Consider the following 15,829-nt stretch of genomic DNA (forward strand, 5'->3'; position numbering starts at 1 on the left):
GCGGCGGTGCTGGTGTGCGCGTCGGTGCTGGTCCATGCGTCGGTGCCGGTCCGGGCGTCGGCGTTGGATTCGGCACCGGTTTCGGCGTCGGGGGAGTCAACGGGTGCGGCCATGAGGAAGCCTTCGTGAGACGGAACGGAGGGACTGCAGCGCGGTGACGCAGCCCTGGTCGCCCAGGGCGCGGCCGAGCGGGAGGAAGACGGCGGCGACGGTGACGGCACCGGCGGCGAGGGCGAGCAGGGGGGAACCGGCCCGGCCCGCTGCCCAGGCACCGGCGAGCGTCGCGGGCACTGCCGCGCCCACCGCCCCGGCCAGCTGGGCCCAGACCCGCCGGGTGCGGATCGGGACACCGCGGCCGGCCAGCCCGGCGAGGAGGAGTACGGCCGTGACGGTGATGCCGCCCGCGTTGGCGGCGGCGATCCCCCGCACACCCCACGGCCCCACCGCGCAGACACCCGCCACGGCGGTGACGGCCAGGCCCGCGGCCATCGCGCCGAGCGGGAACCAGCTGACCCGCCCGGCCGAGAAGTACGAGCGGATCAGGGCCCCCACCAGGGTGTGCGCGAGGAGACCGAGGGCATAGACGCGCATCACCCCGGCCGTCGCCGCGGTGTCCTGGGCGGTGAACGCGCCCCGCTGGAGCAGCAGTTCGACGATCTGTGGTGCGCAGGCCACGACCACCGCCCAGCCGGCCAGCACCATCGAGGCGGCCAGTGCGAGGTCGCGCTCGACCCGGTCGCGGGCCCGCTCGGTGTCCCCCTCGGCCAAGGCCCGGGCGACCACCGGGAACGTGACCGTGCACAGCATCAGCGACAGCGTCATCGGGATCTGGGTGATCTTCTGCGCGAAGTTGAGGTGCGAGATGGCACCGGCGGGCAGCGTGGAGCCGAGAAACCGCTCGATCAGCACCTGGGCCTGGCGGCACAGCGCGAACAGCAGGACCGCCGCCAGCAGCGCGACACCCATCGCCCGCTGGTCGCCCGACCCGCCGCCCGGCTGCGCGACCCGTACGCCCTTGTGACGCAACTCCCGCCACAGCACCGGCATCTGCACCAGCACCATGAGACAGCCGCCGATCGCCACCCCGGCCGCCGCCGCCCGCACGCCCCACCGCCCGCCCAGCACGAGCACGGCCGCGATGATGCCGGCGTTGTACGCGACGTAGATCGCCGCCGGGGCGAGGAACCGGCGGTGGGCGCGCAGGGCCGCGCTGCAGTAGCCGGCGAGCCCGAACGACAGCACACAAGTGGCGGTGAGCCGGGTGCAGTCGACCGCGAGCCCGGGGTCGGGCAGGCCCGGGGCCAGGACCCCGACCACCTGTGGCGCGAGGACGGCCAGGAGCGCGCCCACGGCGGCGAAGGCCAGGGCCAGCCGGGGCAGTGTGTGTGCCACCAGCGACCGGACGGGGTCCCCTGACGCGCCCCCGGCCCGCCGGGCCAGGGCCATGCTGAACGCCGGGATCAGGGCGATCGCCAGCCCGTCCTCGATGAGCAGCGTGGCGGCGAACTCCGGCACGGTCCACGCCACGAGAAACGCGTCCGTCGCACTCCCGGCCCCGAACATCCGCGCCAGCGTCTGGTCCCGCACCAGCCCCAGCAGTGCACCCGCCGCCGACAGCACCGCGGTGAGCAGGGCGGCCCGGGCGAGGAACCCACGGGTGACGGGCGCGTCCGCGGGCCGGGGAGAGGCCCCGGGTTCCGGAGCGCGGGGCGTCTCGGGTGCGGACGGCGCCCCGACCGGTGGCGGAACGGGGGGTGTCTCGGGCGCGGACGGCGCCCCGACCGGTGGCGGGACGGGGGGTGTCTCGGGTGCGGACGGCGCCCCGACCGGTGGCGGGACGGGGGCGATCGGCGGCTCGGGCACGGGCGGTGCCTCTGGTGCGGGGGCCGTCGCGGGTTGGGACGATCGGTCTGGCGTCACCGTCATCGTGCCGGCGCTTCCTGTGCCGAGTGCCGGGCGTCCGGCGCGGCGACGGCCGGTCCGGTCGAGGCGAGGCCCGTCCGGTCCGACAGCCCCCACCACGCCGCCAGGCCGAAGCACATCGCCGTCAGGACCGTCGACGGCCCGCCGATGTCGGCGTAGGCGAAGTCGGTCAGCTGCCACACCAGGAGGCCGAGGGCGACCAGGCCGCAGTCCAGGCCGGGTCCGGCCGTGCGGCGGGTGCGCCACAGGGCGCGCACCGCGCACAGCAGCAGAGCCAGCCAGCTGCCCGTCATGGCCAGCAGACCGATCAGCCCCTGTTCGGCCAGGACCAGCAGGTACATGTTGTGCGGCGACAGCAGCGGCTGCTTGCGGTAGGCCGCCCCCGCGCCCTCGGTGTCGCTGCCCGCGGACAGGGCCAGCGAGGAGTGCCCGTCGCGGTGTTCGGGGAAGCCCTTCAGGCCGACCCCGGTCAGCGGGTGCTCGCCCCACATGCCCTTCGCGGCCGCCCACATGGTGTACCGGTCGGTCACCGACTGGTCGGGCGCGTCGGTGACCTGCGTGATGCTGCTGACCCGCTCCTGCAGCATCGCCGTACCGACGCCGAAACCGCCCACCAGGACCACGCTCGCCGCGACCACCACGGCCGCGGCCGACAGTGCCCGCCGCAGCCCGGACAGCAGAAGTTGCACCAGGCACGTCACCGCCGTCGCGATCCACGCCCCACGGCTGAACGACACCGCCAGCGGCGGCAGCAGCAGCAACGCGCAGGCGAGGGCGGTCAACCGATGGCGCACCGGCGCACTGCCCAGCGCGAGCCCCACCGCGCAGACCAGGCCGAGGGAGACGACCGTGGCCATGCCCATCACGTCCTGCGCCCCGAACGTCCCCACGGCCCGCACCGGGCGGCCTTGATAGGAGGCGCCGGTCGCGGTCGCGTACTGGTGCACGCCGACGGCTCCCTGCCACACCGCCAGCCCCACGAACGACCACGCCAGCAGCCGGAAATCGTCCCGGTCCCGCAGGAGCAGCAGCACGGCCAGCGGCACCAGCACGAAGACCTGCAGATAGCGGCCGAAGCCGACGAGCCCGTCGCCCGGCGACAGCGCCCCGGCCGCCGCGACGGTGACCCCCAGCACCGGCAGCCCCAGCACCAGGGCCGCCGTGGCGGACAGGGGCCGCTTGCGGTCCCGGAGGAGACGGATCGCGCAGTACAGCACGACCAGCGCGGACACGGCGTCCGCCGGGCCGGCGCCGCCCTCCCCGCCCGGCCCCACGGGCAGGGCGAGCAGGGCGACGACGGCCGGCAGGGGAAGAACGGGCGCGTACGCCCCGACCCGGGTCATGCGCGCTCAGCTCCCCGTCGGACGCACGAGCGCCGCCGCCGTACGCAGCAGGATGCAGACGTCCTGCCACAACGACCAGTCGTCGATGTACGCGTTGTCGAACCGGGCCCGGTCCTCGATCGAGGTGTCGCCGCGCAGCCCGTGCACCTGGGACAGGCCCGTCACGCCGGCCCGGACCCGGTGGCGGGCGGCATAGCCCGGGTAGATCTGACCGAACTGCGCGACGAAGTAGGGGCGTTCGGGTCGCGGGCCGACCAGGCTCATGTCGCCGCGCAGGACGTTCCACAACTGGAGCAGTTCGTCGAGGGAGGTGCGGCGCAGGAACCGGCAGAACCAGGGCATCCGGCGGTCACCCGCCACGCTCCACCGGGTCGCCGACTCGTTCTCGTCGGCCGGGCGGTGGGTGCGGAACTTCAGCAGCGTGAAGGGCCGGCCGTCCTTGCCGACGCGCTCCTGCCGGAAAACGACCCCCGGCCCGCCGGTCAGCCGCAGCACCACCGCGCACACCAGCAGCAGCGGGCCGGCCAGCAGCAGCAGCGCGCCGGACGCCACGACGTCCAGGGCCCGTTTGCCGGCGCTGCCGCGCAGCCGGGTCCCGAGGTCGAGGGGACGGCAGGGGAAGCCGGCGAGCCGGTCCCCCGACCAGCTGGAGGGCACGTCGGGGTCGATCTCCCACACCGAGCAGCCCGACTCGGCCAGCGCCCGCAACAGCGGCCCCTGCGAGGTCCGTGTGGAGGTGCGCACGGCCAGCACCTCGCGCACCCCGTTCTGGACGACCGCCCGCTGCACCTCCTCGTCCGTGGTCAGCACGGGCAGTCCCGCGCTGCCGTCGGGTTCGTCGGTGACGACACCCACCGGCCGCACCCCGTAGCGGGGGTGGCGCAGGACGGCGGCGGCCACGCGCTGCGCGGTCGCGGCCGGTCCGACCACCAGCGCGGCCTGCGGCTGATGCAGCAGTTCGGCCCGCCGGCAGGCGTGTACGGCGGCGCGCCCGGCGCAGCAGACCGCCGTCTGGAACAGCATCCCGGTCGCCAGGGTGGACAGGGACAGCGTGTGCCGCGGTACGCAGGCCGCCGCGAAAGCCCCGAGCGCCAGCCAGGCCACCGCGATCCGCCCGCTGACGGCGGGCAGTTCGTCGAGCAGCGCGGGCAGCCGGGCCGGCCGGTGGGAGTGCAGCAGCAGCGACGCGGTCACCAGCACCGCCAGCAGCACCGGGTGGCGCTGGGTGCCGGACAGCGCCAAACCGCCCAGTACGGCGGCCGTACCGTCGGCGGCGAGGAGCGGCAGCGGTGACACGGCCCGGACCGGGGGGCGCCGCTCGGGGACGCGGAAACCGGCCGCGGTGCCGCGCGGCGGCAGCAGCGACACCGGCGGGCTTCCGAGCAGGCGGGGCTGCCCGGTGGGAGGTGGGACGGTGCTTTCCGCGGTCACGAGACGACTGTCTCCCTGCGCTCGGTGGACTCGGCGCGCGCGCCCAGGAGTTCGCGGTACACGTCCGCGACCGCCCGGGCCGTGCGGCGCACGTCGTGCGTGGACAGGACATGCCGGCGTCCCCGGTCGCCGAGGGATCGCCGCAGCGGCGGATCGAGCAGCAGACCGGCCACGGCCCGGGCCAGGGCCGCCGGGGCGAGGGCGGGAACGAGGCAGTGCGGCGCGAGCCCGGGCGGCAGGCTCTCCCGGGCCCCGCCCACGTCCGTCACCACCACCGGCCGCCCGCACGCCATGGCCTCCAGCGGGGCCAGGGCCATGCCCTCCCAGCGCGAGGGCAGTACGACCAGGTCCGCCGCCTGGTACCAGGGCACGACGTCGGCGACGTCCCCCGCGAACCGCACGGACGGGGGTGCCAGGGCCCGCAGCCTGCCGTGGTCGGGGCCTTCGCCGACCAGCACCAGCCGCGCCCCGGGCACCTGCCGCAGCACCGACTCCCACGCCGTCAGCAGGAGGTCCTGGCCCTTCTGCCGGCACAGCCGCCCCACGCACACCACGAGTGGCCCTCGCGGGCCGCTGTGCGGCAGCAGGGCCGCCCGTACGGTGTCGGTGTCGGCCGGACGGAAGCGTTCGACGTCGATGCCGTTGGGTACGACGCTCCACCGCCCACGGACCCCGGCCGCCTCACCGAGCCGGCGCTCCGCCTCGCTCACGCAGAGCAGCCGGGCCGTCCAGCCGGCGCCCCACCGCTCCCATCCGCGCGCGAGGGCCGCGGCCGTACCGCCGACCGCCTCGAACGACCAGGCGTGCGGCTGGAACACCGTCGGGATCCGGCCGCGCAGCGCGAGCCGCCCGGCCAAGCCGGCCTTCGCGCTGTGCGCGTGCACCAGTTCAGGACGCACCTCCGCGACGATCCGGGCCAGCCTGCGCGTCTCTCCGGCGGTGGCAACTCCGGGTGCGCGCGTCGCCGCCCAGTGCCGTACGTCCGCGCCGAGTTCCCCCAGCCGGGCCGCGAAGAGACTGTCGGGGCAGGCGACGGTGACCCGCAGGCCGTCGGCGAGCTGGGCGCCCACCAGGTCCGTCACGACGCGGGCGACGCCGCCGTCCACGGGCTGGGTGAGGTGCAGGACCCGTGGCGGAGGGTCAGTCGGTGACAGGTGCATGCGCGGTTTTCCTCGCTCAGGGACGGCGCTCGGGACGGCGGGAACGCGCCTGGCTGCCGGGTGCCGACGGCGCCGCGGAGCGCGCCGGCGCACACCGCGTCCCGCTGGCCAACGAGCCGGACGCCCACCGGTCACCACCGCACGGCTGGGCGGGGCAGAACGTGCTCCCCCCTGGGGTGGCCGATCGAAAGAGCGAGCGAGGCACATGCGAGGTACGCATGACCGGCGAGTCCTTTCACGAGAGTCCCGACGGGCTTGTCCTTCTCGCGGTGCCGTGTTCGGCAAGCGACACATCACCGACGAGCCGCACCTCGGGCCGGACCGTCGCGTGCGGCTGCCCGGTGAGGTGTCGCCGCGCCGGGGGTTCACGACCGTCACCGTCTACCGCGCCGGACTCCTTGTCGCCACCGTCTACCGCGGCGGCTCCACGTCGCCAACCTCTACCGCGGCGGCTCCACGTCGGCACCGTCTTCATCCGGTCGGTGCGGTGAATCGCAAGAAGCGGCCTAGCGCTGGACGGTTGCCGCGGGCGGAGAGGGAATCGCGTCGGCGCGGAGGGGGTGAGCAGAGCCGTTGAGCGCACCGGCCGTGTGAGCGGTGTGCGGGGAGGTGCCGTGCCGGCGCCGGGGGAACGCGCGTCGCGGTGGGCGGGTGAGAGTGATCTGGCGGGCGGCCTGCTGGAAGCAGACCAGTGACGCCAGACCGGGCAGCGCCGCGACTGCCATGGCACCAATGCTGTGGGGGGTTTGGACGACACAGAGCAACATCGCCAGGGTCGAGAACAGCAGCACCACGGCCCAGGAATGGAAGGCACGCCGCCGGTGCAGTGACGCTCGCACCACGGACAGGGCGCCCACCGCATAGGGGCCGTACACGAGCAGGGGCCACCAGGCCGCGGGGGTCTTCCCCCGGCCGAAGACAGCGGCCAGCACGAGCGGTTCGTAGGCCACCACCGCTCCGAGGAGACTGACCGAGGACGCGGCCACCGCGATCAGTACGCCCAGGCTCATACTGGCTGCTCGAAAACCACGAGCGCGGAGCGACGGCCGCGCCTTGCGATGGCTCACCCGAGTGTCTGTCAGCGGAGCCATCTCCGCGGTGGTCTCCTGCGGGCCTGCCAAAGGTTCGAACGGTTCGCCCGAAAAGGGGTCGCAGCGTAGGGGGTCCGCCTCCTGCGGTTCGAAGGGCGGCTCGGGCACCAGGTACGTCAGTTCCTGGGCGGGATCCCAGCCACCGGAGGCGGTGAGAAGCCCGTCCCATTGGCTCTGAGGGTCATATTGACCGGCATCGAAGTCCACCGGATACAGCGGGTTTCGAGCAGAGGGCGAGGGTTGGTAATAAGCCTGGAATGACATGGTAAGAAGATCAGTCCGCCTGCCCGGGGGCTGCGCTCTTACTTCCGTCCCAACGCTTGGCGAGAGCCTTCTCCAGGCGGATCAGGTCGTTCATCAATCGCCGAAGGTCATCAACCCTGCTGGTCATGGCGGCGCGCGGAAAGTGCGTCGCCGGAAACGTCTTGCGGCGCACGGGAAGGCACTGCTTGCCGGGCAAGACAGAGTTCCGCACCTTGTTCTCGTGATCCATGCCTGGCATAACGCACTACTAATGCTGCGGATGCGCGGCAAAGGAGTGAAGGGCTCCAGTGCATTGTGACCATGAACTAAGAGACATGCGCTAGTGGCGGGCCCCGGATCGGGCGTGGTCGCGGGGGAGGACGGTCATCCGCAGGGCGCGCGGTCGTACGGTGAGCCGGGCGACCTGGCGGACGGCCTGGTCCTCGGCGAGTTCCAGCCGTACCGAACGCAGCATCGTCGCGAGCGCCGTGACCATCTCGGTGCGGGCGAAGCGGTCCCCCATGCACTTGTGCTTGCCGTCCCCGAAGGGCAGGAACGCGCCCGGCGGAGGCTCCTGCGCGGCGTCGTTCCAGCGGTCCGGGTCGAAGGTGAGCGGATCGGGGAAACGCTCGGGGTCGCGGTGCAGAGCGTGCTGGCAGTAGGCCAGCTCGGTACCGGCGGGCAGCGTCCACTCGCCGAGACGGGTCTCCTCGGTGGTACGGCGTGTGACCAGCCAGCCGGGGTGATGCAGCCGCAGGGTCTCGGTGATCACCCGATTCAGGTACGGCAGCCGGGCCACGTCGTCGAGGGTGACGGGCCGCTCGCCGAGGACCTCGGCCAACTCGGCCAGGACCCGGGCCTCGATGCCGGGGTGGCGGGCGAGTTCGTACAGGGCCCAGGACAGAACCGACGCGGTGGTCTCGGTGCCCGCCACGGCCAGGGTGAGGATCTCGGAGCAGATCTGATGCCCGGTCAACGGCTCGCCGGTCTCCTCGTCGATGGCGCGCAGCAACATGGAGAGCATGTCTCCGGTGTCGTGCCCGGAGGCCTGCAACTCCTCGACGGCGGTGTTGACGGTGGCGCGTACGCCGGCCCGGGCCCGGTCGAAGCGGCGGTTGAAGGGCAACGGCAGGCGCTCGGCCCAGTCGGGCAGCATGAGGCGCACACCGACGCCGTTCATCACCACCGACAGGTCGCGGCGCAGCCGGCGGAAGACGGCGTCGTCGAGGCTGCCGGCGAACACCGTCTTGGCCAGCATGTCGAGGCTGAGTCCGACCATCGCCTCACGTACGTCGAGGAGCCGACCGGGTTCCCAGCCGGCGACCGTGGCCGTGACCTCGGTGCGCATGATGTCGACGTACCGGCTGATCTCGGTGTGGGCGAACGCCGGTTGCAGCTGGCGGCGCTTGCGTACGTGAGGCCGGCCGGTGGCGGTGACGACGCTGTCGCCCAGCAGCTGGCCCAGCTTGTCGTAGAGCCGGCCCTTGTCGAGGGAGGGCGCGAGGGCCTTGAGCATCTGGTGGATCAGGGCCGGGTCCTGGACCACGACGGTGCGCGTTCCGGGTTGCAGGACGATCTCGACGAGCGGTTCCCGGGTGTCGCGCAGCGAGTCGATGAAGCCGAGGTTGTCGCGCATTCTCAGCGCGTGGCCGATGAACGGAAGCGATCCGGCAGCCCGAGGTATGGGGAGAGGCGCAGCGGACGTCACGGGTCATCCCTTCGCGGCAATCGTGGGCGCCCCTATGGCTTCCCTGACCCTTCCCCGGCGCAATCCTGTCATGAACGTGTCCTGTGCCACGTGGAACGAGTGGGCGGGAGGAGGGGCCCCGGCGGAGAGCGTTGCGCGAACTGCTCGGGCAACACTGGTCAGACGTCGCCGGCACATCCACGCGCGCGCCGAGACGACCGAGAAGCGGGCCGCTCTCGACAAACAAGGAGACCGCCAGCTGTCCGGGGAACGGCGGGGCCTTTGCCGTCGGCATTCCCGTCGGAGACGCGAAAACGCCCTGGAGGAGAGATTCCTGTGCCTTCGCCGGTCGCTCGCGAACGAATATTCGGCTGTTCGGCCAGCGAAACGAGATGCCCGTGCCGGGCGTCGACATCGTCAAACGGCCTCGACCTGTGATCATGGGGCGTTCATTGAAAGTGATCGACGAGAAGTTCCTGGTCGCGACGGGCGAAGCGTCGCCGCCGTGGGGCGCTTGTTGAAACACGCTGTAGGTGATCTGATGAACTGGTTGACCTCGCTGCCGGCCGTGGTGCTGGTTGTGGGCGGGCTTTTGCTTGCCCTGTTGGTCGCGGCCGCAGCGCGTATCGGCGTCCGGATGCTCGTACCCGTCGGGGAACGGGATCGGGTACCGCAGATCGCCACACCTCTGATGCCGACACTCGGTGCCGCGTTCGCGATCTTTGCGGCACTCTCACTGGCCAGCGAGGCCGGCTACCTGCGTGCGGCCGAGGGGTTGGTGAGTGACGAGGCGGCCGCGGCCTCCCGCCTGGCATGGGCGGCGACAAGCCCGCGAGTCCAGTCCGTGCCGATCCATGGGGCCCTTCTGGACTACCTGCAGACCACGCGTGCCAGGGAGTGGGAGGGCGCGGCAGCGGCGTCCGGTGATGACACGGCCACCGCTCGCGCGATCGCACGGATGGAGCGCAGCGTTCGCGCCGAGGCAGCCCGGCCCGCGGTGGGAAGCGCGGCAGGGACGGAGTTGCTGTCCTCCCTGGACGGTGTCACCAGCAGTCGTCGCGCCCGCGTCGCGGCCGCCTCGCGTGATGTTCCGTCGCTTTACGTCGTCACCCTTGTGGTCAGCGGACTGGCCTTGATCGTCAACTCCGGCGCCCTGGTCTTCCGCAGCAGCCTGCGAACGTCGCTGCTCATCGTGGGCGTTGCGAGTGTGGTCGGGCTGAGCCTGGCGCTGCTCTTCGCACTCAGCGCGCCATGGGGCGGACCGTTCATCGTGAGTGGGCATCCACTCAACGCCGTCATCGGGGACCTGAAGTCCGGCTTCTTCGAGGGGCAATAGGCGGCGGGCACGACCGAACGCCGACAGCGCACCCGTCGATCCCACAAACAACTGGTCAGGGTCTGCTCCACTCAGTGGATCAGACCCTGACCTGGTACGTCACTGCCCGGGTGGCAGATCGGGTGGCAGATCGGGTGGCAGATCGGGTGGCATCGGGTGGCGGTATCGGATGGCGTTTCGGATGGCGGGATCGAACCCACGACCGGGCTGCCCCGGGACAAGCCGGGAGGCCCACCGACCGGCGAGTGACGCGGTCGTTGCCGTCAGTACTGCCGGCCCCTGGCAGGACTCGAACCTGCGGCCAAGCGTTTAGAAGGTGCGTGGGCCCGAGCGATGTGCTCACCTGCGTGTTCGCAGGTCGTCCACGAACGGAAATCGTCAAAGCGCTTGCTGTCGATTCCGGGATCTTTGCTCGATGGGCGTCTCTGGTGGGGAAGGCGCGTGCCGCCGACCGGAGCAGGGGGCGGTTCGAGTCCGGTGACGCGTAGAAGGACCACCGTGAGGTACTTAGGTATTATGGTGGCGGAGGTGTCTCATCGATGACGACAGCGGCGAAGCCGGTACGCCAGTCCCCGCTGAAGGTGGACCCGGCGACGGACAAGTTGATCAGCCAGGGCGCTCATTTCCTGGGGCTGACGAAGAAGGACCTGGTGGCCGAGGCGGTCCGGGCGTATCTGGAGCAGCGCCGTGAGGATCTGAGGTCCGGCATGGTGGAGGCGCTCAGCGTGCTGGACGGATCGCTGAAGTCGGATGTGATGCTGCTGACCGGGCTGACCGCGGAGGAGATCGACGCGGTCGGGGGAATCGAGGAATGAGCGGACCCAGCCCGCTGCACCCGGCCCGCCCGACGCTGCGCTGCTTACGCGAGGATTTGTGCCTCGAGGTGCCGCCGGTCACGGCGCCGCTGGACGAGATCGACCACCCGGTGCTGGCCAAAGCGTCCGAGCAATTCGCGGACGAGGAGTGCAAGCACGAACGCATCCGGTCCGTGGATGACCAGGTGCTGTTCAAGGTCAAGGTGCAGCGGTGGCGCGGCGCGGTATGGCTGGACGCCGACCTGCCGTGGCTGGTCGCGGCGGGTCGGCGAGAGGACGGCTCGAGCGATGACTTCTATGCAGCCCTTGAGAGTGATGGCCGCGCCGCCCGGGCGCGCTACAACGCGGAACATTCCGACGGTCTGAAGACCACGACGCACACCGCTTATCTCCTGCCCGCGCGCGAGGACCACGTCCGGTACCGCGCCGAGGCAGGTGTCCGCTTCGTGCGCCGGTTGCGGGCGACTCTGTTGGACCTGGCGCGCGCCACTCTGCGCGACGGCCGAGAGCACACGCGCGAGTTCGACACTTTCACGCTCGGCCTTCAGGTGCGGGCGGACGACGGCCACGAGACCTACCTCGCCGTCCGGATCACCGGCTCCGTTCCGTCGAACCTGACCGTGCTGATCCTGCGCAACGTCCCCGGCTGCGAGGCTGAAGGCTGGTATCCGGAGTACGCCCTGCCTGAGCGGGACCTGCTCCCGGCCGAACAGGCGTGGTCCAACCTCATGGACCCAAGCGCGGCCGCCCAGGTGCTGGACGACGAGGAAGGGTAGCCAGGCGTCCGTTGGCGCGAACTGCAACCCCGATGTCGGGGTAGTCCACGATCGTGGGCGGCCAAGGCGCTTGGTCTCACAGCGATGTGCACCCGGACATCAAAGAACCCCTCACGCGTTTCCGCAGGAAGAGGGTGTGTGCGCCCCCGGCAGGACTCGAACCTGCGGCCAAGCGCTTAGAAGGCGCCTGCTCTATCCACTGAGCTACGGGGGCCGGGTGTGGTGGCCTCTGTCTTGGTGCCCTGGTGTGGGCCGATCCGTGACGTGCCGGGGACAAGGATAGGGCTCCTGCGTCCTTGTCCCTGTTGCTTCGCCTCCGTGGCTCGATGTGGAGGTTCGGTGAAGCGGTCCTGATAATCGCAGGCAGGTACGAATCGTGCACCGCTTTTGCCGTCACAGGCATCGGGTGTTGTGCACTCGTTATGCCTGGAGTGGACCGGTGTCCCAGTCGTCCCTTCCATCCCTTGTGTTCCGTCGGCGCGCAGACATGCTCATATGCTTCAGAATTCCCCTAAAATTGGGCATTCTTCACATGTGGTGACCTTGGACGTACGGCCTCAGCTGCTCGACGCACTCTCCGCCCTGCGCGACCGTGTCGCCGCCGCACGCTTCCCGCTGCCCCTGGCGGGGGCCCCACGCGCGCGTGCCAACCGCGACGAACTCCTCGCGCAGCTCGACGACTACTTGGTGCCCCGCTTGCGGGAGCCCGAAGCGCCGCTTCTGGCCGTCGTGGGCGGGTCCACCGGAGCCGGGAAATCGACGCTCGTGAACTCCCTTGTGGGGCGGCGGGTCAGCGAGGCCGGCGTGCTGCGGCCGACGACACGCACCCCCGTGCTGGTCTGCCATCCGGAGGACCACCACTGGTTCAGCGGGATGAGAGTGCTGCCCGATCTCACCCGCCTGTGGGTGCCTCAGCAGGACTCCACCGACGACCTGCTGCTCCCCGGCGAGAACCCCGCGCGCGTGCTGCGCGTCGAGACCGCCGAGACGCTGCCGCCCGGTCTCGCCCTCCTCGACGCGCCCGACATCGACTCGCTGGTCTCCGACAACCGGGTCCTGGCCGCCGAACTCATCTGCGCCGCCGACATCTGGGTCATGGTCACCACCGCCGCCCGCTACGCCGACGCCGTCCCCTGGCACATGCTGCGCCTCGCCAAGGAGTACGACGTCACCCTGGTGACCGTGCTCGACCGCGTGCCCCACCAGGTCGTGCACGAGGTGTCGCGCCAGTACGGTGCCCTGCTCACCAAGGCCGGGCTCGGCGAGGTGCCCCGCTTCACCGTGCCCGAACTCCCCGAGTCCGCCTGGGGCGGCGGGCTCCTGCCGGCCTCCGCCGTCGCCCAGCTGCGCACCTGGCTGCTCCACCAGGCCCAGGACCCGGCCGCCCGGCAGCACGTCCTCGCCCGCACGGCGTACGGCGTCCTCGACTCCCTCAAGTCCCGGATGCCCGAACTGGCCGGCGCCGCCGCCGCACAGTACGCCGCCGCGCTGCGCCTCACCTCCGCCGTCGAAGGGGCGTACGACAGCGAGCACGCGCGCGTGCGGGGCCGGTTGCAGAACGGGGCGGTCCTCGCCGGGGACGCGCTCAAGCGGTGGCGCGCCTTCCCCCTGGACTGCACCGCCGGTGAACTGCTCGACGCGCTCGTGGAGAGCCTCGGCGCGCTGCTGCTGTGCGCCGTCACCGCCGCCGACGAGCGCGTCGACGACGCCTGGCGGCGCGAACCGGCGTCCGCCGCACCGGAACTCGCCGCACGCGACTCCGGGGCGGACAGCGCCAAGCAACGCATCGGCCTGGCCGTACGGCGATGGCGGCGGGAGCTGGAGGAACACGCCGAGGAAGAGGTGCGCGAACTCGACCGCAGCCTCGCACCCGACCCCGAACTGGTCGCCGCCCTCGTCGCCACCGCCCTGCTGGGCGGCCGCCGGGGCCGGATGGCCGGGGAGGGACTCGCCGAGCGGATCGGCGCGCACGGCGCGCTCAGACTGCGCGACCGGGCAGGGCGGCTGCTCACCGAGCACGTGGACCGCGTCCTGCACGCCGAACGCGAGCGCCGCCTCGCCCCGCTCGACGCGCTGGACGTCCACCCCGAGCCCCAGGCCGAACTCATCGCCGCGCTGTCCGTACTGCAGAAGGAGAGGTGACCGGTGACCGCCGCCACCGACCAGGACCCCACCGAGCACTCCGACCAGCCGGACGACGATGCCCACAAGGCGGGCAGAGCACCCGACCCGGGCGCGCGGGACGGCGAACGTGCGGCGCGTACCGACTCCGCGGAGACCTGGGACGACGGGCTCATCGCGCGCCGGGTCAGCGAGACAGCCGAAGGAGGCCGGTTCCCCGTGACGGACAGCCGCTCCGCCGCCCCGGCTACGGTGACCCCCCTGGTGCACGAGGAGCCGCTGCGCGACCGGCTCGAGGCGCTGCGCGAACTGGTGGGGCTCTCCCGCACCCGGCTCGACAGCCGGACGCTGTCCGAGGCCGGCCGGGTGCTCGACGAGGCGACCGCGCGGCGGCGGCTTTCCGGTCAGCACACCGTCGTGGCCATCGCGGGCGCCACCGGAAGCGGCAAGTCACAGCTGTTCAACGCGCTCGCCGGGGTGACCATCTCGGAGACGGGCGTACGCCGTCCCACCACCGCCGCGCCCATCGCGTGCAGTTGGAGCGACGGGGCGGCCGGCCTCATCGAACGGCTCGGCATCCCGCCCCGGCTGCGCCGCCGCCCGCTGCCGACGGGGGACGGCGAGTCGCCGCTGCGCGGACTCGTCCTGATCGACCTGCCCGACCACGACTCGGCCGCCGTGCAGCACCGTCGGCACGTGGACCGCATCCTGGGGCTGGTCGACGCGGTCATCTGGGTGGTCGACCCGGAGAAGTACGCCGACGCCGTTCTCCACGAGCGCTATCTGCGGCCGATGGCGGCCCACGCCGAGGTCATGTTCGTCGTCCTCAACCAGATCGACCGGCTGCCCGGGGAGGCCGCCGAGCAGGTCCTCGACGACCTGCGGCGGCTGCTGGACGAGGACGGCATCGCCCTCGGGGAGTACGGCGAACCGGGCACGACGGTGCTCGCGCTGTCCGCGCTGACCGGGGACGGCATGGGCGAACTGCGGGAGGCCCTCGGTCAGTTCGTCTCCGAGCGGGGCGCGCCGAACCGTCGCATCTCGGCCGATGTGGACATGGCCGCGGCCCGGTTGTGGCCCGTCTACGCCACCCAGCGGCGGACCGGGCTCAGCGAACAGGCGCGGGAGGAGTTCTCCGACCGGCTCGCGGACGCCGTGGGCGCCACGGCGGCGGGCGAGGCGGCCGAGCGGGCGTGGCTGCGCAACGCCAACCGTGCCTGCGGCACGCCCTGGCTGCGGCTGTGGCGCTGGTACCAGGACCGGGGCGAGCCCGCCACGGGCCGGCTCCCCTCACGCACACAGGCCGACGAGGAGGCCACCGCCCGTCAGCGGGTCGAGCAGGCGGTGCGGACCGTGGCCGACCGAGCCTCGGCCGGGCTGCCCGCTCCCTGGGCGCAGGCGGTGCGCGAGGCCGCCGTGCGTGGCTCCCAGGGGCTGCCGGAGGCACTGGACGAGCTGACCGTGCGTGCCGGAGTGCCGGCGGGGCGGCCGCCGCGGCCCGGTTGGTGGCCGCTGGCCGTGCTGATCCAGGCGTCCATGACGATCGTGCAGTTCCTGGGCGGGTTGTGGCTGCTGGGCCAGATCCTCGGGGTCATGGCGCCCAACCTGGGGGTGCCGGTGCTGCTGATGGTGATCGGCATCGTGGGCGGCCCGCTCATCGAGTGGAGCTGCCGGATGGCGGCCCGCGGCCCGGCCCGGCGCTACGGCCTGGAGGCGGAACGCCGATTGCGGGAAGCCGCGTCCGGCTGCGGCAGGGCCCGGGTACTGGACCCGGTGGCGGCGGAGCTGCTGCGTTACCAGGAGGTCCGGGAGCAGTACGGGAGGGTGGTGGGAGCGGGGCGGTGAAGTGCCGGGGCCATGGCCTGCGGCGACGGTGGGGTGGTGCTTCGGTGCCGGTGGGGGG

The 15,829-nt window shown here is 72.3% G+C and carries 13 protein-coding genes and 1 tRNA gene; 6 read left to right on the plus strand and 8 right to left on the minus strand.

The genetic code is table 11. From position 1 onward, the window contains the following. Positions 1–96: 96 nt before the first annotated feature. From murJ to ACIQU3_RS06725, 7 genes are all read right to left on the minus strand, one after another. Positions 97–1,926: a murein biosynthesis integral membrane protein MurJ gene (gene murJ, locus ACIQU3_RS06695; RefSeq protein ID WP_403923651.1), complete on the minus strand. Its 1,830-nt coding sequence runs from the start codon at positions 1,924–1,926 to the stop codon at positions 97–99. After that, on the minus strand, positions 1,923–3,266 hold the full coding sequence (locus ACIQU3_RS06700; RefSeq protein WP_403923653.1) for an O-antigen ligase family protein: 1,344 nt from the start codon (positions 3,264–3,266) through the stop codon (positions 1,923–1,925). Before ACIQU3_RS06700 ends, murJ begins: the two co-directional genes overlap by 4 nt. Before the next feature lie 6 nt (positions 3,267–3,272). Continuing rightward, positions 3,273–4,697: an exopolysaccharide biosynthesis polyprenyl glycosylphosphotransferase gene (locus ACIQU3_RS06705; RefSeq protein ID WP_403923656.1), complete on the minus strand. Its 1,425-nt coding sequence runs from the start codon at positions 4,695–4,697 to the stop codon at positions 3,273–3,275. Then, positions 4,694–5,857: a glycosyltransferase family 4 protein gene (locus ACIQU3_RS06710; RefSeq protein ID WP_403923659.1), complete on the minus strand. Its 1,164-nt coding sequence runs from the start codon at positions 5,855–5,857 to the stop codon at positions 4,694–4,696. The genes ACIQU3_RS06705 and ACIQU3_RS06710 overlap by 4 nt, the downstream gene beginning before the upstream one ends. 506 nt (positions 5,858–6,363) lie before the next feature. Then, positions 6,364–6,867, minus strand: coding sequence for a hypothetical protein (locus tag ACIQU3_RS06715; RefSeq protein WP_403726354.1), 504 nt, complete (start codon positions 6,865–6,867; stop codon positions 6,364–6,366). 355 nt (positions 6,868–7,222) lie between these two features. Further along, positions 7,223–7,441: a hypothetical protein gene (locus tag ACIQU3_RS06720; RefSeq protein WP_403923662.1), complete on the minus strand. Its 219-nt coding sequence runs from the start codon at positions 7,439–7,441 to the stop codon at positions 7,223–7,225. A gap of 90 nt (positions 7,442–7,531) precedes the next feature. Then, the gene (locus ACIQU3_RS06725; RefSeq protein ID WP_403923665.1) at positions 7,532–8,899 is read right to left on the minus strand and encodes a cytochrome P450; all 1,368 of its coding nucleotides are present in this window, start codon (positions 8,897–8,899) and stop codon (positions 7,532–7,534) included. A 131-nt stretch (positions 8,900–9,030) separates the two neighbouring features. Between ACIQU3_RS06725 and ACIQU3_RS06730 the strand changes: the two genes are divergently transcribed. The 4 genes from ACIQU3_RS06730 (at position 9,031) to ACIQU3_RS06745 (ending at position 11,805) form a co-directional block, all read left to right on the plus strand. Beyond that, entirely contained in the window at positions 9,031–9,399 is a 369-nt protein-coding gene (locus ACIQU3_RS06730) for a hypothetical protein (RefSeq protein ID WP_403923668.1), read from the plus strand. Between the two features lie 20 nt (positions 9,400–9,419). Then, positions 9,420–10,214, plus strand: a complete 795-nt coding sequence (locus ACIQU3_RS06735; RefSeq protein WP_403726339.1) for a hypothetical protein — start codon at positions 9,420–9,422, stop codon at positions 10,212–10,214. A 539-nt stretch (positions 10,215–10,753) separates the two neighbouring features. Beyond that, positions 10,754–11,029 (plus strand): hypothetical protein, encoded by a 276-nt coding sequence (locus tag ACIQU3_RS06740; protein WP_361880148.1) that lies wholly within the window; start codon positions 10,754–10,756, stop codon positions 11,027–11,029. Further along, positions 11,026–11,805 carry a hypothetical protein gene (locus ACIQU3_RS06745; RefSeq protein WP_403923671.1) on the plus strand — a complete coding sequence of 260 codons (780 nt, stop codon included), beginning with the start codon at positions 11,026–11,028 and terminating at the stop codon, positions 11,803–11,805. The genes ACIQU3_RS06740 and ACIQU3_RS06745 overlap by 4 nt, the downstream gene beginning before the upstream one ends. A 141-nt stretch (positions 11,806–11,946) precedes the next feature. On the opposite strand, the gene ACIQU3_RS06750 is transcribed toward ACIQU3_RS06745, so the two are convergent. Then, a tRNA-Arg gene (locus tag ACIQU3_RS06750) sits at positions 11,947–12,019 on the minus strand. Positions 12,020–12,339: 320 nt separating this feature from the next. Between ACIQU3_RS06750 and ACIQU3_RS06755 the strand changes: the two genes are divergently transcribed. After that, the gene (locus ACIQU3_RS06755) at positions 12,340–13,947 is read left to right on the plus strand and encodes a dynamin family protein (RefSeq protein WP_403726266.1); all 1,608 of its coding nucleotides are present in this window, start codon (positions 12,340–12,342) and stop codon (positions 13,945–13,947) included. A 3-nt stretch (positions 13,948–13,950) separates the two neighbouring features. Then, entirely contained in the window at positions 13,951–15,771 is a 1,821-nt protein-coding gene (locus ACIQU3_RS06760) for a YfjP family GTPase (RefSeq protein WP_403726263.1), read from the plus strand. Positions 15,772–15,829 lie beyond the last annotated feature (58 nt).

Source organism: Streptomyces sp. NPDC101110 (assembly GCF_044759525.1).
GTDB lineage: Bacteria > Actinomycetota > Actinomycetes > Streptomycetales > Streptomycetaceae > Streptomyces.